Genomic DNA, 16610 nt, shown 5'->3' on the forward strand with positions numbered 1-16610 from the left:
AGGCGTCGGGATCAGGCGCTGGGCAGCGCGGGGCGTGCGCTACGGCGCAGGCGGACGGCCAGCTTGGCGATGAGCTTGAAGGCGATGGCGCTGAAGATCAGGCCGAAGCCCAGCGGGTACCAGGAGCCCATCGGCAAGCGCTTGTAGAAGGACAGGAGGAACACCCCGGCGATCACCCAGGTTCCGCTGCTGTGCAGGCCCTTCCAGACGCGGGCGCCGAGCAGTTTCACCGCGTAGGGGAAGGAGGTGATGGCCAGCAGGGTGATGAACAGATAGCCGATGGAGCCGGGAATGTTCGCGGCGGCACTGCGGCCGTGCCAGAAGGTCTCGGGGAAGAACTTCACGTAGAGGATGATCAGCACCGCGTGCACGGCATGGGAGAAGGCGAAGGCCAGCCCGAGGAAGCGTCGCTCGCGCAGCAGGCCACGGGTGAAGTCGCTCGGTACCAGTGCTGCCAGGGACGAGGCGAGGAAGGTGGCGAGGAACAGCGCGAAGGAGGTGCGGGCGGTGACGCGGATCGAGCTGCGCAGCGCTTCTACCCATTGCGGCTGCGACCACAGGGCCAGGGCGGCGACGATCAGCACCAGCAGCGACAGCAGGGAAAACAGACGCCAGCCATGCAGGCGGGCAGGTTGGGTGGGGTGGTTCATGGCGGGCTCCTTTGGGGGAACGCGGCGGGCGGGGTGCCGCCGCTGTTCGTGGAGCCATCTTGTCGACGGGCTTTATCCCGGATGTGTCCGGCGAGGTCCGTCTTGTATCTCTCTGTACAAAGCCCTAGCTGGCAGGGCGCAGTTCCAGCTGCACACACAGCCCGCCGCTGGCGCGGTTGGACAGGGTCAGCGTGCCGCCCAGCGCCTGGCTCAGCTGCTGGGCGATCGCCAGCCCCAGGCCGGTGCCGCCGGTGCTGCGGTTGCGCGAGCTTTCCACCCGGTAGAAGGGTTTCACCACTTCGGCGAGTTCCTCCTCGGGGATGCCCGGGCCGTCGTCGAGTACACGAACACACACGACGCCCTGGGTATCGCGCTCGACTTCCACCTGGGCGGAGCCGCCGAACTTCAGGGCGTTGTCCACCAGGTTGGTGAGCACCCGGCGTAGCGCGTGGGGGCGGGTTTCCAGCACGGCATGGCTGTTGCCCTGCAGTTCCACGGCCTGGCCGCTGTCCTGGTAGTCGAGCACCAGGCTGTCGAGGAAGGCATCGAGGTTGACCTTCACCGCCGCCTCGCTGGCGCCGTCCATGCTGCGTGCATAGGCCACGCCTTCGCGGACCAGGTGCTGCATTTCTTCGAGGTCGCTCCACAGGCGCTCGCGCTCGGGGGAGTCGTCCATCTGTTCGACGCGCAGCTTCATTCGCGTGATGGGGGTCTGCAGGTCGTGGGAAATGGCGGCAAGCAATTGCATGCGCTCTTTCAGGTAGGAGCCGATGCGTCCCTGCAACGCGTTGAAAGCGCGGGCGGCGTAAGCGACTTCGCTCGGGCCGCGCTCGTCCAGTTCGGGCGCGGGGGCGTCCGGGTCGAGGTTGTCCACAGCCTGGGCAAGGCGCGTCAGCGGACGGATCGCCAGGCGCACGGCGATCCAGGTGCAGAACAGCAGCAACGCCAGCTGGACGATCAGCACCCAGGGCAGCCACTGCGCAACCGGCACGCCCCTGGGCGTCACGTCGATGGTCAGCGGCATGCCGTCGGTCAGCTTCAGGTGCACCTGGAAGTGCGGGATAGGGCCAGGAATGGTCTCGAAGCGCAACCCGTAGCGTGGGCCGATAGCGTCGGCGATGGAGCTCGCCGCCATGGGCGCCTGCGCCATGTTCATCGGCTCGCCGGGCTGGCCACCGTCCAGGCGATAGCGATAGTTGGGCCGCTGCACCATGGGCAGCCAGCGCTCGCGTTCGTCCAGCGGCAGCCGGTCGAGCAGGGCGACGGCGGTGCTGACGTCGGTTTCCAGGTTGCCCAGCATCATGTTGCGCGCGCTCTGGTAGCGCTCGTAGAACTGCGAGCAGAACGACAGGCTGTAGGCGAACACCAGCCCGGCGAGGAAGATCAGTGCCAGGCGCGCGGCCAGGGTGCGTGGCCAGTGCAGGAGGGATTTCATGCGTTGGGCTCGAGCAGTTCGACGGCCAGGGCGAAGACGTAGCCTTCGCTGCGCACCGTCTTGATGTAGGCCGGCTCGCGGGCGTCGTCCAGCAGGCGCTGGCGCAGGCGGCTGACCAGCAGGTCGATGGAGCGGTCGAAGATGTCCGCTTCGCGGCCCTGGGTGAGGTTCAGCAATTGTTCGCGACTGAGCACGCGCTGCGGGTGATCGACGAACACGCGCAGCAGGCGGTACTCGGCGCCGCTCAGGGCGACCAGGGTGCCGTCTTCGTCGAGCAGGTGGCGCGCGGTGGTGTCCAGCTTCCAGCGGCCGAAGCCGATCAACCGGCTGGCCTCGCTGACCTGCAGGTTCGGCGGCAGCATGCGGGTGCGGCGCAGCACGGCGTTGATCCGCGCCAACAGCTCGCGGGCGGAGAAGGGCTTGGTGAGGTAGTCGTCGGCGCCCATTTCCAGGCCGATGATGCGGTCGGTCTCATCGTTGCGCGCGGTGAGCATCAGCACCGGGGTGGATTTGTGCTTGCCCACGCGCAGCTCGCGGCACAGCTTCAGGCCGTCGTCGCCGGGCATCATGATGTCGAGGACGATCAGGTCCACCGAGTTGGCATCGAGGAAGGCGCGCATCTGCCGACCGTCTCCCGCCAGGCTCACGCGCAGGCCGTTCTTCTTCAGATAGTTGCCGACCAGCTCGCGAATCTCGCGGTCGTCGTCGACGATCAGTACGTGATCGACATGGTCCATGCCGGTGCCTCGTTCGTAGTGGGTTGAGGCGAGTTTATAGCGCAGCGTCGCGCTTGCCTTCCGTGCTTTGTATTCCACTGTATCCAGAGCCGTCGCCGATACCCGGCGCGGCAAACCAGGGGCTTGCGCGACACAAGCCCGATACCTCCTGAACGTGAAATGGGCACCAACGGCGAGGCAGACAGCCCCGCCGGCCAAACCCGACACAGGACAGGAGAACCGCCATGAAAACCATCCAGATCGCCAACGCTTGCCTCTTCGCCGCCATTGCCGCTTTCGCCAGCTTCGGCGCCCAGGCCGCTGACACCCAGCCCGCCGAGCCTTACCACTACGGCCAGAAACTGGACGTGAAGCAGGTCATCGCCATCCAGGAAGAGGCGTCGTCGCCCTTCGACTGCGGCATCGTCAACGCCCGCATGGATTACCTGGATTCCCACGGCCAGCCGCACAGCGTGGCCTACCGCAAGTTCGCCACCAACTGCAACGAAGGCGGTTGATTCCCCCTGAGCCGTGGCCACGGAAGGCCGCGGCGTTTATCTCAAGCGTGACCCCCACGGGCCGACGGCCCACCGAGGTGCCCATGTTGCTCATCGCCTTTCTCGGCGGGGCGCTGACCCTGCTCAGCCCCTGCATCCTTCCCATATTGCCCTTGCTGCTGCAGCGCGCTGGCGGCCCGGCGTGGTCGCCCTGGGTCACGCTGCTCGGCCTGGCCAGCGGCTTTGCCGTGCTGGCGAGCCTGGCGACCGTCTCCAGCAACTGGGTGATCGCCGCCAGTGAATGGGGACGTTGGTTTGCCCTGGCGTTGTTGTCGGTCTCCGCGCTAGCGCTGCTCTGGCCACGTTTCAGCGACTGGCTGGCCAAGCCCTGGGCGTGGATCGGTGATCACCTGCAGGGCGAGTCGCGCCGCCTTCCTCCGGTACTTTCTACCTGGGTGCTGGGCTTCGCCGCCGGCCTGCTGTGGGCGCCCTGCGCCGGACCGGTGCTGGGGCTGATTCTCTCTGGCGCCATGCTGCAAGGCCCGAGCGCCCAGACCAGCCTGCTGCTGTTTGCCTACGGCTTGGGTAGCGCCACTGTGCTGGGCGTCGTGCTCTTCGCCGGTCGCCGGCTGATGCAACACCTGCGTCCGCGCCTGGCCGTCATCGAAGGCCTGCGCCGCGCCACCGGCGTGCTGGCCCTGCTGGCCGTGGTCGGCATCGCCAGCGGCACCAGCGCGCAACTGGCATCGGGTAGCTCATCCACACTGGTGAACAGCCTGGAACATAAGGTCATCGACGGCGTGCCCGCACTCATCAGCCAACTGATGCCCGGCGACATGGCCCATGGCGCCGAACGGCTGCCCGACCTCGGCCCCGCTCCAGAACTGCAAGGCGCGGTGGAGTGGATCAACAGCCCCGAACTGAAGCTTTCGGACCTGCGTGGCAAGGTGGTGCTGGTCGACTTCTGGACCTACGACTGCATCAACTGCCAGCACAGCCTGCCGTACGTGAACGCCTGGGCGAAGAAGTATGCGGATCAGGGCCTCGTAGTGATCGGCGTGCATACCCCGGAGTATCCCTACGAGCGTATCCCCGCCAACGTTCGCTCTGCTGTGGCGAAACACGACATCCACTACCCCGTGGCGCTGGATAACCAGTACCGCATCTGGAACGCCTTCGCCAACCAGTACTGGCCGGCGCATTACTTCATCGATGCGCAGGGACGGGTTCGTCACCTGTCAATTGGCGAGGGCGGGTATGACGAGCAGGAGCAGGTGATTCAGGCGTTGTTGAGGGAGCGGGATGGGGCGAAGGCTGGGGCTTGAGTGAGCGATGGGGCGGATGGGATATCCGCCCTTTCCCTTATGCTACTGAGTGATGTCAAAATGAGCTCATTGCTGACAGGGAGGTCGTATGAAGCTGATCGCTGTATTGTTCATGGTGTTGCTGGCGGGGTGTGCCGCTCATGTGAAAAAGTCTGCCGAGGAACCTCTGGCGCTGTATTCCGACACGCGTGGCTCCATCGTCCTCAACATCACAGGCACCGAGCGGGTACAGAACAATGCCGAATGGGGCGTACTGCGTAACGTCTGGATGAACGCCATGCAGCGCCAGGCTGTGGCGGCAGGCATGAAGTACTCGGAGCAGGTGGGGGAGACACGCCTGACGCAGGCACCTGCGATCCTGGTCCGGATCAATGTCACGAACTTCCGTTATCTGACCACCGGTGAACGGGTGAACCTTGGTGTGATGGTCGGCAACGCCTGGGTCAATTCCGAGGTGCAATACCTCGATGGGCAGACCGGCAAGCTCATGGGCTCGCGCAACTACGACACATCGTCCAGTGCTTGGGAGGGGATTCTTTCTGCGATGACTGACAAGCAACTGGAAGCGTTGTCGCAATCAATTGTGGCGGATGTACGTGGCGCTAGTGTGCTTGCCCGATCCCAATCTGTCGCGAACTCACCATCGAAGGCGGCCGCACAGGCCTCCCTTGAGGAGAAGCTCGCCGAACTACAGCAGCGCAACCTGCCGTATGAGCAGTATCAGCAGGAGTACCGGCGGATTGTTGAGGGCGGTCAGTAAGAGCTGCCGGCTGGCTTGAGAAGCATCGCCCTCAGCCCACCAGCTGGTTCCGCCCCTGCTTCTTCGCCTCATACAACGCCGCATCCGCCCTTGCCACCAGCACGTCGGCGGAGGCTTCCTGGCCTGGCACCGACGCCGCCACACCGATACTGACGCTCACCCGCCCCAACGGGGAAAGCTCATGGGCCAGCGCCAGGGCTTCCACCGCCTGCAGCAGCTTCTGCGCCATGCCACGCACACCCGCAAGGTCGGTCATCGGCGCGAGGAAGACGAACTCCTCACCACCGTAACGCGCCACCAGGTCGGTGGAACGGTTCACCGTGGTCGCCAGTGCCTGGGCTATCTCGCGCAGGCAGGCGTCGCCGGCCGGGTGACCGTAGTGGTCGTTGTAGTGCTTGAACCAATCCACATCGACCACCGCCAGGGCCAGACATTCGCCGGAGCGGCGCGCGTGCCCCCATTCCTGGTCCAGCACCTGGTCGAAGCGGCGGCGGTTGGCGATGCCGGTAAGGGCATCGGTCAGGCTCATGGCTTCCAACTGGTTGTTCAGCTCACGCAGCTCGTCGGTGCGCTCGGCTACACGTAACTCCAGTTCGTGCTCGGAGGTGCGCAGATTATCCACAAGCTGCTGCTGGGCGCGGATCAACTCCTCCTGCACCCGCGCCTTCTCCCGACGCATCACGTTGAAGCGATCGGCGAGGGCGAAGGCCAGCACGATCATCTCCATCGCCGAGCCAAGCTGCAGACCGTCCACGGTGAACAGATTGGTCGGCACGATGCCCATGGCGCGCAGCGAGGTCATCGCGCCGCCGAGCATCAGCAGGGCGAAGGCCGCCATGAAGAAGAATGCGCTGCGCTGGCGCTTGAAGGCGCAGAGCGCCGCACACAGCAGCAGGATCAGCGCGGTGGCGAAATTCAGCAGGATGCCCGCGCGCGAGACATACGGCAGCGCGAGCGCATAGGCAATCGGGCTGACCAGGTAGAGGGCGATCATCCCGCGCAACACCCAGTCCAGGCGTGGCAGCAGGCGGTCGAGCTGCATCATCCGCCGGGCGAACAGCAGCAGCGCGGCAAGGGCCAGCGACACGCCGGAGTAGTAGATGACGTTGGAGTTGAGCGGTTCACCGAGGAGCGACCAGTCCGGCGCCAGGCCGTTCTTGATCGCCAAGGCCCCGGCCGTGCAGCTCACGAAAATCACATAGAGCAGGTAGATCGGGTCGCGCAGGGCGAACAGCAGCATCAGATTGAACAGGATCATCGCCATGGCGATACCGAAGTACCACGCCTTACCGGTGTAGTCGTCGCGCTCGTAGGCGTGAAACGCCTTCACCGGCCATAGCTGCAGCGGCACCAGCAGCCCGATACTGGACTCGACCCGCAGGTACAGCACCTGCTCCGACTGCGCCGGCAGGTTCAGCGGAAAGACGAAATTACGGTTCGGATAGACCTTGCTCGACTGCGGCACATCGCTGCCGGTGTTGATGGTTTTATACGAGCCATCGGCCTGCGGAATGCTTGCCTGCACGTGGGACACCCGCGGGTTTTCCACGACGAGAAACCGCTGCAACGGCGCGTCGCTGGAGTTGCTCAACTGCAACTTCAACCAGAACGCCGAGCGGGTGAACCCCATCGCCAGTGCGCTGCCCGGGGGCTGGTCGCCCTGGAAGCGCGTCTGCAGCTCGGGAGATTGCACGTCCGCCAGCGTCAGGTTGCCGGTTGGGTCTTCGAGGACAGACACATAGGTGGTCAGCGTCAGCGGCTGGGTGGTGACGCTGGCAGCATCGACCACTGTCCCTGCGCAAGCGAGGCGAGTGAACAGCAAAAAGGGAAGCAGGAGCCAGGACATCAGCTGCCGGTGCAATGCAGAAGCGGGCATACGGAGAGTCCGGACTGAAGGTGGTATCGGTCAGATGGTGATGTAGGAAATTCTACAAGACCTGGTTTGTTGCCGCCAAAAACACAGAGTCTACTTTCGTGATCCTGAATGAACGGGAACACGGTTCGGGCCTGGCGACGCAGTGGGTCTGAGTGGATGCCTCCGGGACGGGATGGCCAGAAACGAAAAACCCCGCATTCGCGGGGCTTCTCCTGACCGCTACGGTCAGATCACTTGCACTTGCTCAGCTTGCGGACCTTTGGCGCCGGCGGTCACGTTGAAACTGACGCTCTGGCCTTCGTCCAGCGATTTATAGCCTGTGCCTTCAATGGCGCGGAAGTGGACGAAGACGTCCGGGCCGCTTTCCGGGGTGATGAAGCCGAAGCCCTTTTCAGCGTTGAACCATTTGACGATACCGGTTTGGCGAGTTGCCATGATGAATCTCCAATCAGGAAGTAATCAGACCCAACAACATGCGTGGTCTGACTGGATGCGAAGTGAAGGGGCCGCAAGGATGGAGAATCAAGAAGACAAATCATCAAACGGATGCCGCTAAACCGAGCAGGCAGGCGGGCAGCATACAGAGTTGGCGGGGAATAGGTAGCGATTTTGCGTGAAATTGCAGAAATCAGTCAGGCGGTCAATGCGGCGCGGATTGCCCGCGTATAGTGGGCCCCTAGTCGCCAATCTGGCGGCTCATCACCTTGGGTGACCTGATGTCCGATTCAGAGACGAAAAGCGCACGTTTGGAGCTGGACAAGAAAGTCTCGGCCTTTCTTTCGAAAGGAGGAGAGATCCAGGAAATTCCCGCTGGCAAGCATGGTCGCAAGGAGCCATACAAGCGGTCCGAATTCACCATCGCGAGGCCGAAAAAGCCCGACGCCTGATTCCTCCTCCGTAGCAACGCAAAGGCCGTATCGTCGGATACGGTTCTTGGGACGCACACCCAGGCGCGGCTTGGTGCCTGTCACTGCTGCTCGCGAGAAGTGCAATAGGTAATGGGATGGCGTGGCAACCATCTCCTTCTCCTGCCCCAAGCGACCTACCGTTCTGATAGGTGCCCAAAGGACTGGGCCGGAAAACAAAAGCCCCCGGCAACGTCAGTTGCCGGGGGCTTTTGTTTGGGATTCTGGAGCGGGCGAAGGGAATCGAACCCTCGAAGATGTAGTGTTAGAGCATCCCAGTGAGTATCGTTAGGGGGAATGCAGCCGCCTGCCATGTTCATTTAATGCCATTGTGTCCCCTCTATTTCGACACTTTTTCGACACAGAATCCCGGCCCAACTCGTCTATTTGAGTACCAAAATGGGGTGCGCCCGTTCCCTAGGGTGGCCAGGGAAGCTTGAAAAGCAAATATTGCTATTGGCTGCAGCGCTAGGTCTGGTTGGGCCGTATACGCTTTCCATACTGAAGAAAACAGATTTTTTATCGTTCTCCGCGAACCCACTAAATCCATTCTGAATAAGATTGGTAACTGTGGCCTCTTCTCGTTCTGTTCCTAAATAGCATAAGTGTTGGCACATTTGAGCGAGTTGAAGAGCTGTAGGTCTTTTCTCGGCCTCGTAGGCTAAGCAACTATCTACAATTCTTTGCAGTTCTTCGGACAGCGGTTTGAATTGGGGGTTGGAGGTCATAAATGCCGGCCACGGTTTTCGATCCTTGGTCTTAACATTAACCGCCGCATCTAGGTATAAACCAAAAGGGTGTTCGCCAGTTAATAGAAGGAACATCATTGCGCCAAGGGACCAAATGTCTACTGGTTTTTCAGTCCGATCACCTGCCTTTCTGAACATCATTTCAGGAGCCATAAATGGAAGGGCTCCTTTAATTGTTCCTGATGTTGAGTTGGTGAAGTCCCCCTTTCTATGTGCGTCCTCGAAAACTTCTTCAGTTAAGGTGGCGATACCAAAATCTGTGATCTTTAATTCGTATAAATTCACGCCGTGGGAGGTGATGATATTGCTTGGTTTTAAGTCTCTATGAATTACACCTGCTCTATGCGATGCCAGTATGCCTTTAGCTAGGTGATGAAGAACGTGTGCTGCTAAGTGGGGGTCAAGGAATCCAAATTTCTTTAACTTCGCGTCAAGGGTTTCCCCTTCAACAAACTCTTCAATCAAGAAGAATTGCTCGTCTTCTTCGATGTAGTCTAATGTCTTTGCAACATTGTGATTGTTGATTTTTGCCGCAATAATAGCGCTGTTCTTGAATCGTTTTTCGGCTTGCCCAGCTTGTGGGGTTTTTAGCGCGACGTGCATTCCTAGTAACTTATCGTTTGCGAGATATACATCTTGCATGCCGCCACTGCCGATATGTTTTATTACTTGGTATCTATTAGATATCAGAAGGTCTTTTTTCATTATGGCATTACCTCCGGATTAGACACGTCGAAAGTTATAAATCTTCTGCTAGATCCTGTGCCGAATGTCAGGACGCAGCAGTGAGGCAGAGCTTCACCATTTGCGATATTTCTATTGTTGGCGGTGACTTGTCCGGATTGGGATTTGACTATGAATTGATAGCCGTCATAGTTAATACTTATTTCCCCGAGTGATGCGATTTTTACGTTGACGTTAGTCGAGTCTTTATTCAGTTCGTACGTGGCTCCGTTTGCAACTAACAGTGCTCGATGCTTATTGTGAAGCAAGTGACGATTTAGAGTTTTCTCTATTTCGCTAATGTGGGGGCGCTTTTGTGTGTCATGGCTGAGGCAATCTTCAAGTAAACCTATAATGTCGGAAGGTATTCCTTTGAGATATTCATTCAGCTCTCCCGGTTCTATTTTTCCCGGTGGGTAAGCTGTGAGCGTTGCCGGGATTCGCTGATCCTTTTTCAGCGCAAGCGCGGTTATTGCGAAGGCGTATACATCAATCGAGTTATCGAAACTGACATCACTCTTTTTCCACAATTCCGGAGCCATAAAGATAGGGGTGCCAATGGCGTTAACTGTAGCTGCGTCCTCGCCATGCCTCCGGGACAGTCCGAAGTCGAGAATCTTCAGGTTTCCACTGGAGTCAATTTTTATGTTGGAAGGTTTGATGTCTCGGTGGATAATTCCCGAAGCATGTATGGCTGAGAGTCCGCAAGCTATTTGCCAAAGTGTTTTCAAATATTCATTGTCTAAGCTTTGGCAGCCGGGTGTGAGAGTGTCTCCATCGATAAATTCTAGAATTAGTGCCTGGTTTGTGTTTCCGTCTTCTTTTATCTCAATTATGTCGTAAAGCTGAACAACGTGCCTTGAGCGAATTTGAAGAAGGGCTTTTTGCTCATCTAGCAGTCGACGGGCCTCTTCGCCCTTTTTTAGGACTTTGAGGATGACTTCTCTGTTGAGGTGGGTGTCGGTGCATTTGTATATTTCACCCATTCCGCCGGCAGTCAAAGGGGCGGATAGTTCATATCTACTTGGAAGAATCATCAGCACTATCCTTATGCTCTATATCCATTTCAATTACGATTTGAAGATCTTCATCTTTTGGTGCTTCAACTTTTGGAAGCTTTGTCTTCTTTTTTGCCTTGCTTTTTCTGTTCTTGTTTGGGCTAGGTCTTTGGTCGTTGTCAGGCGGAGTTTTAGCTTCCGGTTCGTTACCAATTTCGACTGGCAATGCTGGCGTAGAGCTAGGCGCCGGTGGTTGTCTTTCTATAGGACGGAGTTCATTTGGTGAATGATTTCTCACCTCATCTTTGATCCAAGCAATGTGAAGTTCACTGAATGGGTCAAGGATTTGAATGGAGGATTCATCTTTTGTGATGAGTTCTTTTGCATCTTGTAGAGAAACGACTGCGCCAGAAGCATTGTCAGGAGCACCTAGCCAGCGAGCGAGAGTCCCCAGTCGCTGAGCAGCTTGATAGATATCCGCAGAGTTTATGAAGATTGAAGAAAACATGCTCTCTTCAGGGAAATGAATGCCATCAGTCGTCAAGAGGAAGCGGTTATAGGTGTTATTAATGAAGCTAATGTGAGGCCGTATTCCTGGGCCCATTCCCATGAACTGAAGTAGCTCTCGGCCATGGCCACCTACTGCTTCTGCTAAAGAATCATCTGTCGTCAGTCTGCGTAGTTGTCTAGGTGACTCAATCGTCTCGGCATAAATTCGGCTATCTCCGACATTAACCGAAAATGTTCCATGTTTTTCTGTTATTAGTAATGCTGAAAGAGTTGCGCCGCCGGCTCCACCGGAAAAATCGTAAACACAGTCGTTAGAGTCTATGGTCGACTGCCGCAATCTTTCCATTTCTGGGCGGTGCCGGTATTTTATTAGCGAATTGAAGAAGGAGGCTATTGCTCTAGTAGCACACTCTGCTCCATCCTTCATTCCACCCATTCCATCCGAAATGGCAATCGCTAAAAAGCCACCGTCATTTTTTTCGTTCCCGCTAACTTTTAAGCAGGCAACGCGGTCTTGGTTCTGTGATCTCTTTAAACCAATGTCCGTAAATAGTGCGATGTTTTTTCTTGCTGTCAGTCCACTGCTCTTGTCCGGGACATCTCTAGACAGCCACTTAATTAATGTACTATTCAACATATCAATGGCTTCGATGAAAGTGGGCGAAATTTAGATGGTCGTGCTGAGTTAAGCAGAGGGGCAAAGGGTTTTTAAGTGATTCGTGGTAGCTAGGCATTTAATTACACTCCTTGTGCTTAATTCCCTTTTTTGACGTACCAACGCAGTGCCACTGTCCGTGTTAGCTCTATCCCGCGCCGGGTACGGCTAATTTGGCATCTGCTTCCTCGTAGCCAGGGGCTATCTGACCTCGAGCCGGATCTACGTCACCTTTCAGAAGCCATAGCTCGTATTGAGGGAACACTCGTAACAGCTCTTCCAAGTCTTCTATGCGGGCTTTGACCTTGCGGTTAGTCGCGACGGTCTGCCAGCGCTGTCGCTCTGTAATAGCGGTGGTTTCGGCCAGTTTTGTCGCACCGATAAACCTCACAAGGGTTCTAACCCGCTCTTCTATCATTCCAAAACGCTCTAAGAGCTAATAAATAATTTATTGATGAATTATTTATCAGTGCTAGGATTGGCCTGTGATAAATAATTTATTAGGGCTTCTCGTCCTAATGGAATGAATAGTGACGGAACGAGCATGGAACTGGAAGAGCTGTCTCCCAATGCCCTGGTAGGGCCGCAACAGGACGTAGAGCCCATCGAGAAATGGGCGGAACGCAACGGCGTCACCTTTGGCACTGCCCGCGCTTGGGTTTATCGGGGCGTCCTGCCCTCTGTGAAGCTCGGCAAGCTTCGCATGGTGAATAGCGCGCTGCTTCGTACGTGGCTGCTGGAACAGGAGTGGACGGCATGAAGGCTGAGATTCGTGCCGAGTTTCTGCGGACGCTGACTCTTTTTCGCTGCTCTGATTTGCAGCTCGGCACTTGGGCGCGGGATCACAACGCCAGTTGCTATGGCCGTCTGCTGGGATTTATCGACGCTCTCGAAATGGCTGGGGAGATCGGATACGACGAGTTCTCCCGCATGGAAGCCCTCGTTTTTAACGCGATCGGATACAGCGGCCGTCCATTCCCCAGCGCTCTCAATGCTGGTCCTGTGATGCCGTCTTGGGAGGCGTTCAAACGCTGCCAGAAAGCAGGGGAGGCGATAGCTGATGAGTCCCTCGAAGCGCCCGCACCAACCGCACGCCCCGGACTGCGACTGCTCTGTCTGTTGGTCCCGTCGCGAACTGGCGAAGCCCGATCCCTGCCAGTCCACACGCTGCACCGAATGCCGCCCTACGCGAGTCTTCACGGTCGTTACCACGATGGCGCTGGTCGCGGGAGTGTGGCGCTCGATCCACTCGACGTACCGGGTGGAACCGGGTTTTACCTGCGCGAAACACATGCCCGCGCTCCGTCCTCCGAAGTACTGGCACGTTGTCTACGACAGCGGCAAACCGACTCCCTTCGTGCCGATCCGCGAGCCCTTCGAGCTGGAGGCCTGAGTTATGCACACTGACGCCGCCTTCAGTCTTACCTTGCTGTTCGCTCTTCTCACCTGCGTTGGCTTTCCGCTGATGTGCGTGGCCCACGAAATTTCGAAGTGGGCTGACCGCCACAACCGCACCCAGGCCAATCAGGTCCAGGGCCGCCGCACCGGCTTGTCCGAACGCGCTTTCCCGTTCGGACAAACGGAGCGCCGGGCGAAGCGCACCCTTGACCGCCCCCCGCCCTGAATAGCCTCCGCTCGGGAGCGAGGGGCAGCTTCACCGCCCCGCGCTCCTGAGCCCTCGGCGGCGAGAGCGGGATGACAAGGGCAGCGCCCTTGGTGTTTTCCCCACTCACCGCCCGCACCACCGCAAAACCCAGGCACCACCACACCCGCTGAAAGACGGCCACCAACGCGCCCAATTTGCAGCAGCGGGCCAACTCATGCCCGAAAAAGGCAAAGGAGCTTCAGATGAACATGTTTGCGACCACTGGCGGAATCGTTGAACTGTGGGTTACTCAGACCGACACCTTCACCTCGAAAACCTCCGGCGAAATCTACGCCAGCGTTCAGGCCATTTCGCCGATCCCGGACGGCGCTCGCGGCAATGCCCGTGGCTTCGAAATCACCCAGTACGACATCGAGCCGACCCTGCTCGACGGCATCGTCTTCGAAGGCTCTCCGGTGCTCTGCAAGTTCGCCACCGTGGTCCGTCCGACCAAAGACCGCTTCGGCAACACCAAGAACACCCAGGTGCTGACCGAACTGCTCGCCACTGGCAAAGACGCAGCCGCGCCGGCACCCGCCCGCCCAGCCGCTCCGCAGGCTCAGCGCCCCACTCAACAGCCCGCCGCCGACAAACCCGGCGACTCGGCCAAGAGCTAATTCGGGAGTAGCGCCATGACTCGATACCTCTCCCTGTTCGCTGTGGGTCTCGCCACCGGCTACCTGTGGGGCTGGCTCGATGGCGTGGCGCGCTTCCTGTGAATTTCCTCGCCTGTGACGGCAGCTGGGCTGTCAGCGCCGATGGCTCGGCCATCTGTACCGGCACCCTGCACGTCGTCACCAGCGAGGAAATGCAGAGCGAGTTCGGCTCTGCACTCACCTGGGATCAGGTGGCAGAACTGCGCGGCGAAGTCCTCGCGCTGTTCTGCATTGCCTTCGGCTTCCTGGTCCTCAAACGACTGCTCAAGTAGCGAGGTAATACCCATGAAACAGCTCAAGACCCACCTGCAAAACCGCGCCTCCGGCTACGGCCGCCGCGCTCGCCAAGCGGTGGTTGGCATCGCCGCTGTCGGTTCCACCCTGGTGGCCACCGCCTATGCGGCTGTACCGGCTGACGCCACTGCCGCCCTGACCACCGCCGGCGACGACACCAACACCATCGGTTGGGCCGTCTTCGCCGTGCTGGTCGCCGCCGCGGCGTTCAAGTACATGCGCCGCGCCCTGTAAGCCCACCCGGCCTAACAGCCGAAGCACCGAACCCCGCTCCGGCGGGGTTCTTTCTTCTGGAGTCCGAACAATGTCCGTTCAATGGTTCGTCCTCATCGTCACCACCGTGGCCTTCGCCGTGGTCCTGTTCGGACGGGTGTGACCATGGGCCGTTTTCTGATTCTGTTGCTCGCCGCCCTGGTCGCCACACCGACGATTGCCACCGAGCGGGTGAAGGTCGATCCCTTCATCAAGGCCGGCCCTGGCTACAGCGCCGCCAACGGCTCGATTACCGGCTACGTGCCGTCGAAATCCAACGCCGATCTTCTGCTCGAAGCCGAGCGCAAGGGCTGGATGGGCGGATCCGCTGCGAAGACTCCGGTCACGGTAAAGCCCAAGGTCACCATCCCGGTCAGCGGCATCGGCTCCAAGCTCAAGGCCGGCCTCAAGACCAATGCCGGCCAGCTGGCGATGAGCGCCGCCATTTCCGGAGCCATCGCGGCGGTGGGCTGGGTGATGTCGGACGACAACACCAAGCTGCAAAAGAAACAGGAGTCGGTGGATGGCATCCCGGTGTCAGGCAGCGGCACCGGCTCTATCGATGCCTGTCAGTACCCGACCACCGAGGTCCTCAACAAGATCAAGGTGGTGACCAGTGGTGGCGTCACCTATGCCATCGGCGCATGGCCGTCCGGCGCCAAGCCCGGCGATGGCATTCCTTCGGGCTACAGATTTCTCAACAACTGCACCAACACCGCGCTCGGCTACGACTGGAACCGCGCCACCGGCTACTGGCCGACCTCCGCCACCCGGACTATTTCCATTGATGAAGTCCAGTCGCTGAAGACCGACGTCACTGATTCCGACCTGAATCAGCTGGACCCGTGGGTGAGCGCGCAGACCGCCCCCTTTCTGCGCGATCTGCTGAAAGCCACCTGCGAGGGTTCGCTGGCCCCGCAGGCTTGCTACGACGACCTGCAGAAGCAATCGAAGGCGATCATCACCGGCCCGGCTTCCGTCCAGGGCCCGAAGCAAACCACCACCGGCACCTACAACCGGCCGGACGGCACTCTCGGCAACACCTCCACCACGACCAACACCACCTACAACATCCGCTACGGCGACTCGTACTTCGACTACGACACGGTCACCACCACCACGACCTATCAGGACGGCCAGAAGACCGGCGAGCAAACCACCTCGGATGAAGGTGACCCTCAGGAAAAGCCCGACGAAGAAAAGGACAAGGAGGATGAGGAAAAGCCCGAACGCCTCGCCTCCGGTGAGCCCTGCGACGTGCCGCTGTCCTGCTCCGGCGACGCCATCGATTGCGCAGTCTTGACCCAGGAAAAAGCCCTGCGCTGCGCCTACGAAAAGCAGAGCGACTACGAGAAGCATGAGGCCGACATCAAGGCCGCCGTCACCGGTGCCAAGTTCGAAATGGACGACAGCACCGAGATTCAAATCCCGTCCTTCATCAACCAGGGCACGCGCTTTCTCCCGGCTTCTTGCCCGGCTGACAAGACCTTCTCCCTCAGAACCAACGGCGGCCGCACCTTCGCCGTGACCTATGAGCCGCTGTGCGCGGCTGCCACTGACCTTGGCTACCTGATCGTTATCGCGGTCGGGGCTTTCTGCGTCCTCTACGTCGGGCGCTCCTTAGGAGGTGAATGATGCAATACGCCTTTATCGTCCAGATGCTCCTGATCATCGCTGTCCCCATCGTAAAGATGGTCCTGCGCGCCATCGGCTTTGCGGTCGTCAGCTACGTCGGCTTCAACCTGCTGATCGACATGGCCCGCAGTTACCTGATGTCGCAGATGGGCAACGTCGCCGTGCCCATTCAGCAGATCCTCGGCCTCGCGAAGATCGATGTGGCGATCAACATGTATCTCGCTGCGGTCACCACCCGTGCCTTGATGGCGGGTTGGCTCAAGGCGCAGGACCGTCTCCGTCGGCAGGTGTGGAACCCGCCGGGCCGTGACTACATCGACGCCTAAGGG

At 59.2% G+C, this 16610-nt stretch carries 20 protein-coding genes; 12 read left to right on the top strand and 8 right to left on the bottom strand.

What is annotated here, in order from left to right; all coding sequences use genetic code 11:
- Positions 1-11 precede the first annotated feature (11 nt).
- The 3 genes from ACNFH5_RS27400 to ACNFH5_RS27410 form a co-directional block, all read right to left on the bottom strand.
- The gene (locus ACNFH5_RS27400; protein WP_416751555.1) at positions 12-650 is read right to left on the bottom strand and encodes a hypothetical protein; all 639 of its coding nucleotides are present in this window, start codon (positions 648-650) and stop codon (positions 12-14) included.
- 124 nt (positions 651-774) lie between these two features.
- Entirely contained in the window at positions 775-2085 is a 1311-nt protein-coding gene (locus tag ACNFH5_RS27405; RefSeq protein WP_416751557.1) for an ATP-binding protein, read from the bottom strand.
- Positions 2082-2822: a response regulator gene (locus ACNFH5_RS27410; protein ID WP_138521520.1), complete on the bottom strand. Its 741-nt coding sequence runs from the start codon at positions 2820-2822 to the stop codon at positions 2082-2084. Before ACNFH5_RS27410 ends, ACNFH5_RS27405 begins: the two co-directional genes overlap by 4 nt.
- A 224-nt stretch (positions 2823-3046) precedes the next feature.
- On the opposite strand from ACNFH5_RS27410, the gene ACNFH5_RS27415 reads away from it, so the two are divergent.
- The 3 genes from ACNFH5_RS27415 (at position 3047) to ACNFH5_RS27425 (ending at position 5383) form a co-directional block, all read left to right on the top strand.
- Positions 3047-3319 (top strand): DUF2790 domain-containing protein, encoded by a 273-nt coding sequence (locus ACNFH5_RS27415; protein ID WP_416751559.1) that lies wholly within the window; start codon positions 3047-3049, stop codon positions 3317-3319.
- 83 nt (positions 3320-3402) lie between these two features.
- Positions 3403-4623 carry a cytochrome c biogenesis protein DipZ gene (locus tag ACNFH5_RS27420; protein WP_416751561.1) on the top strand — a complete coding sequence of 407 codons (1221 nt, stop codon included), beginning with the start codon at positions 3403-3405 and terminating at the stop codon, positions 4621-4623.
- Between the two features lie 88 nt (positions 4624-4711).
- Positions 4712-5383 (top strand): hypothetical protein, encoded by a 672-nt coding sequence (locus ACNFH5_RS27425; RefSeq protein WP_416751563.1) that lies wholly within the window; start codon positions 4712-4714, stop codon positions 5381-5383.
- A 31-nt stretch (positions 5384-5414) separates the two neighbouring features.
- Here ACNFH5_RS27425 and ACNFH5_RS27430 read toward each other — a convergent pair whose 3' ends face one another.
- Positions 5415-7259 (bottom strand): diguanylate cyclase, encoded by a 1845-nt coding sequence (locus ACNFH5_RS27430; protein WP_416751565.1) that lies wholly within the window; start codon positions 7257-7259, stop codon positions 5415-5417.
- A 225-nt stretch (positions 7260-7484) separates the two neighbouring features.
- Positions 7485-7694 (bottom strand): cold-shock protein, encoded by a 210-nt coding sequence (locus ACNFH5_RS27435; RefSeq protein WP_218435701.1) that lies wholly within the window; start codon positions 7692-7694, stop codon positions 7485-7487.
- Positions 7695-7975: 281 nt separating this feature from the next.
- Here ACNFH5_RS27435 and ACNFH5_RS27440 point away from each other — a divergent pair, with 281 nt between their 5' ends.
- The gene (locus tag ACNFH5_RS27440) at positions 7976-8146 is read left to right on the top strand and encodes a hypothetical protein (protein WP_371318959.1); all 171 of its coding nucleotides are present in this window, start codon (positions 7976-7978) and stop codon (positions 8144-8146) included.
- A 401-nt stretch (positions 8147-8547) separates the two neighbouring features.
- Here ACNFH5_RS27440 and ACNFH5_RS27445 read toward each other — a convergent pair whose 3' ends face one another.
- From ACNFH5_RS27445 to ACNFH5_RS27455, 3 genes are read right to left on the bottom strand one after another with little or no spacing between them, the layout of a single operon-like run.
- Positions 8548-9618, bottom strand: a complete 1071-nt coding sequence (locus tag ACNFH5_RS27445) for a serine/threonine-protein kinase (protein ID WP_416751568.1) — start codon at positions 9616-9618, stop codon at positions 8548-8550.
- The gene (locus tag ACNFH5_RS27450) at positions 9618-10673 is read right to left on the bottom strand and encodes a serine/threonine-protein kinase (RefSeq protein ID WP_416751570.1); all 1056 of its coding nucleotides are present in this window, start codon (positions 10671-10673) and stop codon (positions 9618-9620) included. Before ACNFH5_RS27450 ends, ACNFH5_RS27445 begins: the two co-directional genes overlap by 1 nt.
- Positions 10657-11781, bottom strand: a complete 1125-nt coding sequence (locus ACNFH5_RS27455; protein WP_259753260.1) for a PP2C family protein-serine/threonine phosphatase — start codon at positions 11779-11781, stop codon at positions 10657-10659. The genes ACNFH5_RS27450 and ACNFH5_RS27455 overlap by 17 nt, the downstream gene beginning before the upstream one ends.
- 562 nt (positions 11782-12343) lie before the next feature.
- On the opposite strand from ACNFH5_RS27455, the gene ACNFH5_RS27460 reads away from it, so the two are divergent.
- From ACNFH5_RS27460 to ACNFH5_RS27495, 8 genes are all read left to right on the top strand, one after another.
- Entirely contained in the window at positions 12344-12559 is a 216-nt protein-coding gene (locus tag ACNFH5_RS27460) for a DNA-binding protein (RefSeq protein ID WP_259753261.1), read from the top strand.
- 300 nt (positions 12560-12859) lie between these two features.
- Positions 12860-13192, top strand: a complete 333-nt coding sequence (gene pflM / locus ACNFH5_RS27465; RefSeq protein WP_416751573.1) for a lysogeny maintenance protein PflM — start codon at positions 12860-12862, stop codon at positions 13190-13192.
- A gap of 3 nt (positions 13193-13195) precedes the next feature.
- Complete coding sequence (locus ACNFH5_RS27470; RefSeq protein ID WP_416751575.1) at positions 13196-13423, top strand: hypothetical protein; 228 nt, start codon at positions 13196-13198, stop codon at positions 13421-13423.
- Positions 13424-13647: 224 nt separating this feature from the next.
- Positions 13648-14061, top strand: a complete 414-nt coding sequence (locus ACNFH5_RS27475; RefSeq protein WP_138215344.1) for a DNA-binding protein — start codon at positions 13648-13650, stop codon at positions 14059-14061.
- Between the two features lie 98 nt (positions 14062-14159).
- The gene (locus ACNFH5_RS27480) at positions 14160-14372 is read left to right on the top strand and encodes a hypothetical protein (RefSeq protein WP_218435645.1); all 213 of its coding nucleotides are present in this window, start codon (positions 14160-14162) and stop codon (positions 14370-14372) included.
- A 13-nt stretch (positions 14373-14385) separates the two neighbouring features.
- Positions 14386-14628 (top strand): major capsid protein, encoded by a 243-nt coding sequence (locus ACNFH5_RS27485; protein WP_242015387.1) that lies wholly within the window; start codon positions 14386-14388, stop codon positions 14626-14628.
- A 144-nt stretch (positions 14629-14772) separates the two neighbouring features.
- Positions 14773-16281, top strand: coding sequence for a virulence factor TspB C-terminal domain-related protein (locus ACNFH5_RS27490; RefSeq protein ID WP_416751578.1), 1509 nt, complete (start codon positions 14773-14775; stop codon positions 16279-16281).
- Positions 16281-16607 (top strand): DUF2523 domain-containing protein, encoded by a 327-nt coding sequence (locus ACNFH5_RS27495; RefSeq protein WP_259753269.1) that lies wholly within the window; start codon positions 16281-16283, stop codon positions 16605-16607. Before ACNFH5_RS27490 ends, ACNFH5_RS27495 begins: the two co-directional genes overlap by 1 nt.
- Positions 16608-16610: the final 3 nt, after the last annotated feature.

Origin of the sequence: Pseudomonas sp. NY15435 (genome assembly GCF_048068295.1) — a bacterium.
Lineage (GTDB): Bacteria > Pseudomonadota > Gammaproteobacteria > Pseudomonadales > Pseudomonadaceae > Pseudomonas.